We start from the raw sequence: 11,280 nt of genomic DNA, 5'->3' as shown, positions 1-11,280 counted from the left end.
GTCGGAGGTGCGGCGATGGCGGGACCCCGAGTGGTCATCATCGGAGCGGGCGTCGTGGGAGCGGCGCTCGCCGACGAGATTTCCGCGCGAGGCTGGACCGAAGTGACCGTCGTCGACCAGGGCCCGCTCCCTGCCACCGGGGGATCGTCGTCGCACGCCCCGGGCCTGGTCTTCCAGACGAACTCCTCCAAGACCATGACCGAGTTGGCCCGCTACACGGTCGAGAAGTTCTGTTCCCTCGACGTCGACGGCCGGCCCTGCTTCCTGCAGGTCGGCGGCCTCGAAGTGGCGACCACCCCCGAGCGCGTCGCGGAGCTGCACCGCCGCCACGGCTGGATCACCGCCTGGGGCATCGAGGCCCGGCTGCTGAGCCCCGAAGAGTGCGTCGAGCAGCACCCGCTCGTGAACCCGGACAAGGTCCTCGGCGGCCTCCTGGTACCGACCGACGGCCTCGCGAAGGCCGTCCTCGCCGTCGAGGCGCAGATCCGCCGGGCCACCGAGCGAGGTGTGCGCTTCCTCGCCCGCCACGAAGTCCTCGACGTGCGGCAGAGCGAGGGCCGCGTCATCGGCGTCCTCACCGACCAGGGCGAGATCCCCGCCGACATCGTCGTGTGCTGCGCCGGCATCTGGGGCCCGAAGATCGCCCGCATGGTCGGCATGAACCTCCCGCTCACCCCCCTCGGCCACCAACTGGCCTGGACCGGGCCGGTACCGGCGCTGGCGGGCCAGACCGAGGAGGCGGTGCGCCCGATCCTGCGCCACCAGGACGCCGATCTCTACTACCGCGACCGCTTCGACACCCTGGGCATCGGCTACTACGGCCACCGTCCGATGCCGGTCTCCGTCGACGACATCCTGTCCGTGGACGAGGCCGACGAGATGCCGTCGGTCCTGAAGTTCACCGAGGACGACTTCGAGGACGCCTGGACCGAGACCCAGTCCCTGCTCCCCGCGACGCGGGAGGCCAAGGTCGAGGAGGGCATCAACGGCCTGTTCTCCTTCACCACCGACGGCCAGCCGCTCCTCGGTGAATCCCCGGACGTCAAGGGCTTCTGGGTCGCCGAGGCCGTCTGGGTCACCCACTCCGCGGGCGTCGGCCGGGCCATGGCCGAATGGCTGGTCGACGGCTACTGCTCGTCCTTCGACCTGCACGAGTGCGACGTCAACCGCTTCGAGCCGCACCAGCTCGCCCCGGAGTACGTCCTGGCCCGCGACTGCCAGAACTTCGTCGAGGTCTACGACATCCTGCACCCCCTCCAGCCGTCGGGGGACCCGCGCCCGATCCGCACGAGCCCCTTCTACGCCCGCCAGCAGGAACTGGGCGCCTTCTTCCTGGAGGCGAACGGCTGGGAGCGCCCCCAGTGGTACGAGGCCAACGCGGGCCTGGTCGAGAGCCGTTCCATCCCCACGCCCAACGACTGGGCCGCGCGCTACTGGTCGCCCATCGTCGGTGCCGAGGCACAGGCCACCCGTGAGACCGTGGCGATGTACGACATGACGGCCCTCAAGCGCCTGGAGGTCAGCGGCCCCGGTGCCGCCGACTTCCTGGAGCGCCTGTGCACCGGCAAGGTTGCCAAGTCGGTCGGCTCGGTGACGTACACCCTGCTCCTCGACCACGACGGCGGCATCCGCAGCGACATCACCGTCGCCCGCCTGGCCCGCGACCTCTTCCAGGTCGGCGCCAACGGCAACCTGGACCTCGACTGGTTCACCCGCCACCTCCCCGCCGACGGCACGGTCCAGGTCCGTGACAGCACCCCGGGCACCTGCTGCATCGGCCTGTGGGGACCGCTCGCCCGTAAGGTCCTGGGGCCCCTCACCGACGCGGACTTCTCGAACGACGGCCTGAAGTACTTCCGCGCCAAGCGCGCCTACATCGGCTCGGTGCCCGTCACCGCCATGCGGTTGTCGTACGTCGGTGAGCTCGGCTGGGAGCTCTACACCACCGCCGACCAGGGCCAGAAACTCTGGGACACCCTGTGGCAGGCGGCCGAGCCGCTCGGCGGCGTCATCGCCGGCCGCGGCGCCTTCAACAGCCTGCGCCTGGAGAAGGGCTACCGCTCCTTCGGCACCGACATGACCTACGAACACGACCCCTACGAGGCCGGGGTCGGCTTCGCCGTCAAGCTCGACAAGGACGACTTCATCGGCAAGGCCGCGCTGGAGCGGCGCAAGGCCGACGTGCGGCGCAAGCTCACCTGCCTGACCATCGACGACCCGGGGGCCGTCGTCCTGGGCAAGGAGCCGGTGTACGACGGTGACCGCCCCGTCGGCTATGTCACCAGCGCCGCCTACGGCTACACGATCGGCAAGGGCATCGCCTACGCGTGGCTCCCGGCGGAACTCGCCACCCCCGGCACCACCGTGCACATCGGCTACTTCGACCTGCGCGTCGAGGCGGTCGTCGCCGAGGAGCCCCTGTTCGACCCGACCATGTCCCGCCTCCGTGGCTAGCACGACATCGTCGGCTTCGAGGCAAGGAGTACTGCCAGTGACCGCACAGCTGCTCGACGGCAAGGCTACCGCCGCCGCGATCCGTCGCGAACTCGCCGGACGCGTGGCCAAGTTGACGGCCACCGACGGTCGCCCGCCCGGGCTCGGCACGGTCCTGGTCGGCGACGACCCCGGCAGTCATGCCTACGTCGGCGGCAAGCACCGTGACTGCGCGCAGATCGGTGTCGCCTCCATCCGCCGCGAACTGCCCGCCGATGCCACGCAGGGGCAGGTCGAGGACGTGATCGACGGGCTCAACGCCGATCCGGCCTGCACCGGCTACATCGTCCAGCTCCCGCTCCCGCGCCACCTGGACGATGTATGCCGTCCTGGAACGCATGGACCCGGCCAAGGACGCCGACGGCCTGCACCCTGTCAGCCTCGGCCGGCTCGCCCTCGGCGTCGAGGCCCCGATGCCGTGCACCCCGCGCGGCATCGTCGAACTGCTCCGCCGTCACGACGTGCCGCTCGCCGGAGCGCGGGTGTGCGTGATCGGACGGGGCATCACGGTCGGACGCCCCATCGGACTGCTGCTCACCCGCAAGTCCGAGAACGCCACCGTGACCCTGTGCCACACCGGCACCAAGGGCCTGGCCTGGCACGTACGCGAGGCGGACATCGTGATCGCGGCCGCCGGCTCGCCCGGGCTCATCACCAAGGACATGCTGCGCCCCGGCGCGGCGGTCCTGGACGTTGGTATCACCCGCACCGACCACGGGCTGGTCGGCGATGTGCACCCGGACGCCGCCCAGGTCGCCGGATGGCTCGCGCCGATGCCCGGGGGCGTAGGACCCATGACGCGGGCGATGCTGCTCGCCAATGTCGTCGAGGCCGCCGAGAGGAACGCGAACGCCGTATGAACGCGCTGAACACCCCCCTGGCGGAACTGGACCCCGAGGTCCACGCCGCACTCCGCGCCGAGCTGTACCGCCAGCAGTCGACCCTCGAAATGATCGCCTCCGAGAACTTCGCGCCCTCCGCCGTGCTGGAGGCCCAGGGCTCGGTCCTCACCAACAAGTATGCCGAGGGCTATCCCGGCCGCCGCTACTACGGCGGCTGCGAACACGTCGACGTCACCGAGCGCCTCGCCATCGAGCGGATCAAGTCCCTCTTCGGTGCCGGGTTCGCCAACGTTCAGCCGCACTCGGGCGCCCAGGCGAACACCGCCGTCTTCTTCGCCCTGCTGCAGCCCGGCGACACCATCCTCGGCCTCGATCTCGCGCACGGCGGGCACCTCACGCACGGCATGCGCATCAATTACAGCGGCAAGATGCTCAACGTCGTGCCCTACCACGTCGCCGAGGCGGGCAACCTCGTCGACATGGACGAGGTGGAACGCCTCGCCAAGGAACACCGCCCCAAGATGATCATCGCGGGCTGGTCGGCGTACCCGCGGCAGTTGGACTTCGCGGCCTTCCGGCGGATCGCCGACGACGTGGGCGCCCTCCTCATGGTCGACATGGCGCACTTCGCCGGTCTCGTCGCCGCCGGGCTGCACCCCAACCCCGTACCGCACGCCCACGTCACCACCACGACGACGCACAAGACGCTCGGCGGTCCCCGCGGCGGCGTCATCCTCACCAATGAGGCCGACCTCGCGAAGAAGATCAACTCGGCGGTGTTCCCCGGTATGCAGGGCGGCCCTCTGCAGCACGTCATCGCCGCGAAGGCGGTGTCGTTCAAGGTCGCCGGGTCACCCGAGTTCGCCGAGCGCCAGGCCCGTACGCTCGCCGGCTCCCGCATCCTCGCCGAACGCCTCACCCGGGCCGACGCGGCCGCCGCCGGGGTGAAGGTCCTCACCGGCGGCACGGACGTCCACCTCGTCCTGGTCGACCTGCGGGACTCTCAGCTCGACGGCAGGCAGGCCGAAGACCTGCTCCACGAGATCGGCATCACCGTCAACCGCAACGCCGTGCCCTTCGACCCGCGCCCGCCCATGGTCACCTCGGGACTGCGTATCGGCACCCCGGCGCTGGCCACCCGAGGCTTCACGGATGAAGACTTCGAAGAGGTCTCCGATGTGATCGCCCTGGCCCTCCAGCCCGAGCCCGACATCGCCGCCCTGCGCGCCCGCAGCGAGGCGCTGGCCGCCAAGCACCCGCTCTACCCGCACCTTTCAGAAGCAGAAGCAGAAGCAGAAGCAGAAGCAGAAGCAGAAGCAGAAGCAGAAGCAGAAGCAGAAGCAGAAGCAGAAGCAGAAGCAGAAGCAGAAGAAGCCGGAGAAGTCCGATGAGCCCCCGCACCCCCGGCGCCGAGCTCCCCGAGCACCCCGACTGGCTGTGGCGCACGCCGGAGCCCAAGCGGTCGTACGACGTGGTGATCGTCGGCGGCGGCGGCCACGGTCTCGCCACCGCCCACTACCTGGCGAAGAACCACGGCATCACCAACGTCGCCGTGCTGGAGAAGGGCTGGCTCGCGGGAGGCAACATGGCCCGCAACACCACGATCATCCGTTCCAACTACCTGTGGGACGAGAGCGCCGGGATCTACGAGCACGCGCTCAAGCTGTGGGAGGGACTGGAGGAGGAGCTCGACTACCCGATCCTCTTCTCCCAGCGCGGTGTGCTCAACCTCGCCCACAGCCTCCAGGACGTCCGGGACAGCGTGCGCCGTGTCGAGGCGAACCGGCTCAACGGAGTGGATGCCGAATGGCTCGACGAGCGGCAGGTCAAGGACGTCTGCCCGATCGTCAACATCTCGCCCGACGTGCGCTATCCGGTCATGGGCGGCACCTACCAGCCGCGCGCCGGCATCGCCAAACACGACCATGTCGCCTGGGGCCTGGCCCGCTCCGCCGACGCGGCCGGCATCGACATCATCCAGAACTGCGAGGTCACGGGCCTGGACATCGTCGGCGGCCGGGTCGTAGGAGTGCAGACGACGCTCGGCCCGATCGCGGCGGGGAAGGTGGCGCTCTGCTCGGCCGGCCACACCTCGGTGCTCGCCGCCATGGCCGGCATCGAACTGCCGCTGCAGAGCCACCCGTTGCAGGCGCTCGTCTCCGAGCTCCTCGAACCGGTGCACCCGACGGTCGTCATGTCCAACGCGGTCCATGTGTACGTCAGCCAGGCCCACAAGGGCGAGCTGGTGATGGGCGCGGGCATCGACTCGTACAACTCCTACACCCAGCGCGGCGCCTTCCACATCATCGAAGAGCAGATGTCCGCCGCCCTGGAACTCTTCCCGGTCTTCGCCCGCGCCCATGTGCTGCGCACCTGGGGCGGCATCGTCGACGTCAGCCCCGACGCCTCACCCATCGTCGGACTCACCCCGGTCGACAACCTCTACCTGAACTGCGGCTGGGGCACCGGCGGATTCAAGGCCACCCCGGGCGTCGGCTGGGTCTACGCCCACACGATCGCCCACGACACCCCTCACCACCTCAACGCCCCCTTCTCGCTCGACCGTTTCACCACCGGCGCGCTCGTCGACGAGCACGGCGCGGCCGCGGTGGCCCACTAGGGAGCCGAACCCATGCTGCTCATCCCATGCCCCTGGTGCGGGCCCCGTGACGAGGCCGAGTTCCACTACGGCGGCCAGGCACACCTGCCCTATCCCGAGGACTCCGCCGCCCTGACCGACGAGGAGTGGGCGCGCTACCTCTTCTTCCGCGATAACCCCAAGGGCCCGTTCGCCGAACGCTGGAGCCACGCGGCCGGATGCCGCCGCTGGTTCAACGCGGTGCGCGACACGGCGACGAACGAGATTCTCTCCGTGTACCGCGCGGGCGAGCCGGCGCCGGACAATTCCACCCGGCCTGGGTTGTGGGCAGGCGTCCTGCAGGGCGGATCAGGTGGGCACAACCGACCCAGGGACCCGCAGTCGTCGACGGACCCCGCGCGGTCTGGGGCGGCAGCCCCAGTTTCGGGAAGGGGCGGGCTTGGGGAAGAAACCACTCCCGTCGCCACCCAACCGTTCCGGCTGCCCACCGGCGGCCGAGTCCACCGCGGTGAGCGCCTCCGCTTCACCTTCGACGGTACGGAGTACGAGGGCTTCCGCGGCGACACCCTCGCCTCCGCCCTCCTCGCCAACGGCGTCATCGAGGCCGGCACGAGTATCAAGCTCGGCCGCCCGCGCGGCATCTTCTCGGCCGGTGTCGAGGAGCCCAACGCCGTCATCCAGATCGAGGCACCCTTCCCCGAACCGATGCTGCCCGCGACGACCGTCGAACTGTACGACGGTCTGGTGGCGAGCAGTCTGCCCGGTCAGGGACGCCTCGCCACCGAACCGGACCCCGCCCGCTACGACGCCGTCCACGCGCACTGCGACCTGCTCGTGGTCGGCGCCGGACCGGCCGGACTCGCCGCCGCGGCAGCCGCCGCGCGCAGCGGAGCGCGCGTCATCCTCGCCGACGACCAGCCGGAGCTGGGCGGCAGTCTGCTGGGGTCGGGCAAACTCCTCGACTGGGCGGAAGAGATCGGCGCGCTCCTCGAAGCCGCGCCCGAAGTGCGCGTGCTGCGTCGCACCACGGTCTTCGGCCACTACGACGACAACCACCTCCTCGCCGTCGAGCGCCGCACCAGTCACCTCGGCGCCGAGTCCCCGGAGCATGTCTCCCGCGAGCGTGTCTGGCGCATCCGCGCCCGTCGCGTCGTGCTCGCCACCGGCGCCCACGAGCGTTCGCTGGCCTTCGCGGACAACGACCGCCCCGGTGTGATGCTGGCCGCCTCGGCCCGCGCCTACGTCAACCGCCACGGCGTCCTTCCCGGCCGCCACGCCGTCGTCTTCACCACCAACGACAGCGCCTACGCCGCCGCGCTGGATCTCGCGGCGGCGGGCGTGGAAGTCGCGGCGATCGTCGACACCCGGCCCGAGCCGGGGGAGTGGGCGCGCCGTGCCCGGGAGTCCGGGATCGAGGTGCTGAGCGGACACGCCGTGGTCGGCACCGAAGGCGCCCGGCGGCTCACCGCCGTGACGGCCGCTCCGTACGGGGAGTCGGCAGGGACCCGGGAGTTCGCCGCCGACCTGCTGCTGGTCTCCGGCGGCTGGAATCCCGTAGCGCACCTGTTCAGCCAGGCGGGCGGAAAGCTGCGCTACGACGACACACTCGGCTCCTTCCTCCCCGGCACCTGCCGCCAGGCCGTCGAGGTCGCGGGCAGCGCGAACGGCGTCCTCGACCTGGCCCGGGCCCTCGCGCAGGGCGCGGCCGCCGGTGCCCGCGCGATCGAGGCCGAGGGCTACGCCTCCGAGGCGCCCCGCCTTCCCGACGTGGCCGCCGAGCCGCACTCTCCGGCCATGCAGGTCTTCCTCGTCCCCGGCGCCGCCGGCGCACCCCGCTTCGTCGACCTCCAGCGTGATGTCACCATCGACGACCTGACCCGCGCCACCGGCGCAGGTCTGCGCTCGGTCGAGCACACCAAGCGCTACACCACGGCCGGCACCGCCAACGACCAGGGCAAGACATCCGGGGTCCTGGCCAGCGGCGTCGTCGCGGAACTGCTCGGCGTGGACGTCTCGGCCCTCGGTACGACGACGTTCCGCCCGCCCTACACGCCGGTCTCCTTCGCCACGCTCGCGGGCCGCGACCGCGGCGCACTGCACGACCCGATCCGTACGACCGCTCTGCATGACTGGCACGTCATGTACGGCGCCCTGTTCGAGAACGTCGGTCAGTGGAAGCGGCCCTGGCACTACCCGCAGGACGGCGAGGACATGGAGACCGCCGTGCTGCGCGAGTGCGCCGCCGCCCGCGACGGCGTCGCCTTCATGGACGCCTCCACCCTCGGCAAGATCGACGTACAGGGCCCGGACGCCGCCGTCTTCCTGGACCGGCTCTACACCAACATGATGAGTACCCTGAAGGTCGGCATGATCCGCTACGGCGTCATGTGCCACCTGGACGGCATGATCTTCGACGACGGCACCGTCATCCGCCTTGCCCAGGACCGCTTCCTGGTCACCACGACGACGGGCAACGCGGCCGCCGTACTGGACTGGATGGAGGAATGGCTGCAGACCGAATGGCCCGGGCTGCGCGTCCACTGCACCTCCGTCACGGAACAGTGGGCCACCGTCGCCCTGGTCGGCCCCCGTTCCCGCGAGGTGTTGGGGACGCTCGCGCCGGCGCTGGCGGTGGACAACGACAGCTTCCCGTTCATGGCGTGGCGGGACACGACCGTCGCGGGCGTCGAGGCCCGGGTGTGCCGGATCAGCTTCTCCGGCGAACTGGCCTATGAGATCAATGTGTCACCGTGGGAGGCGCTCGCCCTGTGGGAGGCGCTGTTCGAGGCCGGTGCCCCGTTCGGCATCACCCCGTACGGCACCGAGACCATGCACGTCCTGCGCGCGGAGAAGGGCTACCCGATTATCGGCCAGGACACCGACGGCACCGTCACTCCGCACGACCTCGGCATGAGCTGGGCGGTGTCGAAGAAGAAGCCCGACTTCATCGGCAAGCGCTCCTACGCCCGCGCCGACGCCGTCCGCCCCGACCGCAAGCACCTGGTCGGTCTGCTCCCGGAGGATCCGGGCACCTTCCTCCCCGAAGGCACGCAGCTGGTTGCAGACAGCGTGCTGCCCGCCCCGCCCGTCCCGATGCTCGGCCACGTCACCTCCAGTTACCGCAGCGCGGCGCTCGGCCGGACCTTCGCCCTCGCCCTGGTCAAGGGCGGCCGGGACCGCATCGGCGAGCGGCTCTACGCCCCCGTGGGCGACCGGCTGGTTTCGGTGACCGTCGCAAGCCCCGTCCTCTACGACCCCGAGGGAGCCCGCCGCGATGGCTGACACCGCCCTTACCATCCCGCGCCGCAGTCCCCTGTCGCATGCCGCGGACCGCCTGGCCGCCGCGACGCGCACCTCCGGGGGCGCGGTCCGGCTGGCCGAACTCCCCTTCCTGGCCCAGGTCAACGTCCGGCTCGACGCCAAGGGAGCGGCAGCGGACGCCGTCGGGCTCGCGCTGGGCCTCCAACTGCCCCTCGAACCCGACACCGTCGTACGCGCCGGCGAGCTGACCGCTGTGTGGCTGGGCCCCGACGAATGGCTGGTGGTGGGCCCGACCGGCGGTCAGCGGGATTTGGAGAGCCGGATCAGGACGGCGAGTGGCGACGAGCCCGTGGCTGTCACCGACGTCTCCGCCCAGCGCACCACCCTCCTTGTCACGGGTCCACGCGCCCGTGACCTGCTGGCACATGGCTGCCCCCTGGATCTCCACCCGCGTGTCTTCGGAGCCGGGTGCTGCGCCCAGACCACCCTGGCCCGCACACAGATCGTGCTGGTCGCCAGGGACGAACCCAAGGCCGGATTCTGGGTACTGGTCCGTTCGTCCTTTGCCGGCTACCTGACGGACTGGCTGCTGGACGCGGCGGCGGAATACGTCTGAACGAGCTCAACAGGGCGTGATATCCACAGGAGGTGGGAGGCGTCCGCGACCGACAGGCCGATGCTGTCAGGATCCGTCGCTGTGCCCGCTGCGGCGCTCCTGTGCGGCGTGTGTCGGTGCGGGCGATCTTGTCTGCGTGTCTTGTGTCTGCGCGCGGAACGCGGCGACAGACAAATCGCAGAACATTTGCGGGCTGAGGTTCCCCCCGGTGTGCGGGAGGTGCTGATCAGCTGGGCCGACGCCGGCACACCGGCGGTGCCGGGGGACAGCTCTGGTCGGCGGGGGATGGAGTTGGTGCACCTGCCGGCTTCCCCGACCGCGACTTGCTCGCCGTTGATCGGGTTCTGCATCTGACGGTGCGCGGGCATGGGAATCCGGCGGCGTCTGGCTGGTGGCGTCGACCGTCTTGCACTCGTGAGACTGGGTCGCGCCCCGGGACTGAGGACACCGCCCGGAGCGCGGCCGCTCCAGTACGTGCGGGCGACTATCAGCGCCGCCCCATTCGCGCTGGCTCGCACGCAGCCAGGCGAGATCCGCCGCATCCTTGAGATCCCGGCCCCGGGGGAGAGAGTCCACAGACCTGCGCGGACCTGACAGCGTTCGTCCTGGGCGTCGATCAGAGCCGTGTGAGGACCCCACGGCCCGACGGAATCGTCGTTCGAACCGCAAGGTGGATATGCCTCGCGACACCATCTCTTGCATGAATGCTTGCCGCGTCTCCTGCGAGATCTCTTGCGACTTCTCTTGCGCGAGCCTCGCCCACATCGCGGAATCCGTGCAGGTCACCCCACCATGCAGACGTGGTCAGGCCTGTGACATCCCCTTTGCGGCCGCTTTTGCCCATGCCCTGGCTGGAGTTGAGGAGAAGGAGGGCGGGATGGGCGGCGCGGACGCTGGCGGGGATCAGAGCGCGTACCAAGCCGGTTGCGCGTCGGCGGGGCCGCCGCGCCCGTGCCGCCGTCAGGGTGGCGGGGCTGCAATGCGGGGGCATCGGCGGGAAAGAGAGGCTTGCGCGGGCACCGTGCAGGCGTGCGGGGTGGCGTCACGGGCCGGAGACATCGCCGGCGACGCCGACGCCGACTTCAGCTCAGGTTCCACCAGCGTGACATTCAGTGTCTCCTGGCTGCCCCACCCGGCGGAGGACGACCAGCTCGTCCACAGATGACAGTGCCACGCCAGAGCGAGTAGCCCGGCGACTGACGTGCTGGCCGTCCGGGCAGGGTAGTCGTGCGGCTGACGTACGGCAGGCGGTCGCCGTCATGAAGGCATCAACCTCACGCTCGCGGACAAGCTGGCCATCGCCCGGCATTGGACCACTTCGGCGTGGGCTTCATCGAAGGCGGATGGCCGGGCGCCAACCCCCGCGACACCGAGTTCTTCTCCCGTGCTCAGGAGGAGATCGCGTTCAAGAACGCAGTGCTGGTCGCGTTCGGTGCGACCCGCCGACCTGGCGGCAAGGCCCCCGAGGA

General features: G+C 70.4%; 5 protein-coding genes and 2 pseudogenes. All 7 read left to right on the top strand.

Features of this window, described 5'->3' with window-relative positions; translation table 11 throughout:
- The first annotated feature begins 15 nt into the window (after positions 1-15).
- A complete protein-coding gene (locus ACWEBX_RS34390) occupies positions 16-2,454 on the top strand; it encodes a GcvT family protein (RefSeq protein WP_451888680.1) in 2,439 nt (812 codons plus the stop codon).
- Positions 2,455-2,491: 37 nt separating this feature from the next.
- Positions 2,492-3,353: pseudogene (locus tag ACWEBX_RS34385) on the top strand (bifunctional methylenetetrahydrofolate dehydrogenase/methenyltetrahydrofolate cyclohydrolase).
- Entirely contained in the window at positions 3,350-4,726 is a 1,377-nt protein-coding gene (glyA, locus tag ACWEBX_RS34380; protein WP_451888679.1) for a serine hydroxymethyltransferase, read from the top strand. Before ACWEBX_RS34385 ends, glyA begins: the two are co-directional and overlap by 4 nt.
- A complete protein-coding gene (locus ACWEBX_RS34375; protein WP_099918837.1) occupies positions 4,723-5,955 on the top strand; it encodes a sarcosine oxidase subunit beta family protein in 1,233 nt (410 codons plus the stop codon). The genes glyA and ACWEBX_RS34375 overlap by 4 nt, the downstream gene beginning before the upstream one ends.
- Before the next feature lie 12 nt (positions 5,956-5,967).
- Positions 5,968-9,216, top strand: a complete 3,249-nt coding sequence (locus ACWEBX_RS34370) for a sarcosine oxidase subunit delta family protein (RefSeq protein WP_451888678.1) — start codon at positions 5,968-5,970, stop codon at positions 9,214-9,216.
- On the top strand, positions 9,209-9,811 hold the full coding sequence (locus ACWEBX_RS34365) for a sarcosine oxidase subunit gamma (protein ID WP_451888677.1): 603 nt from the start codon (positions 9,209-9,211) through the stop codon (positions 9,809-9,811). The genes ACWEBX_RS34370 and ACWEBX_RS34365 overlap by 8 nt, the downstream gene beginning before the upstream one ends.
- Positions 9,812-11,060: 1,249 nt before the next feature.
- Positions 11,061-11,280 (top strand): annotated as a pseudogene (locus ACWEBX_RS34360) (citramalate synthase); the annotation flags it as partial.

It is taken from the genome of Streptomyces sp. NPDC005070 (assembly GCF_053600395.1).
Note: the sequence above shows the minus strand (reverse complement) of the source record. Positions and strands in the feature narration are given on the sequence as shown.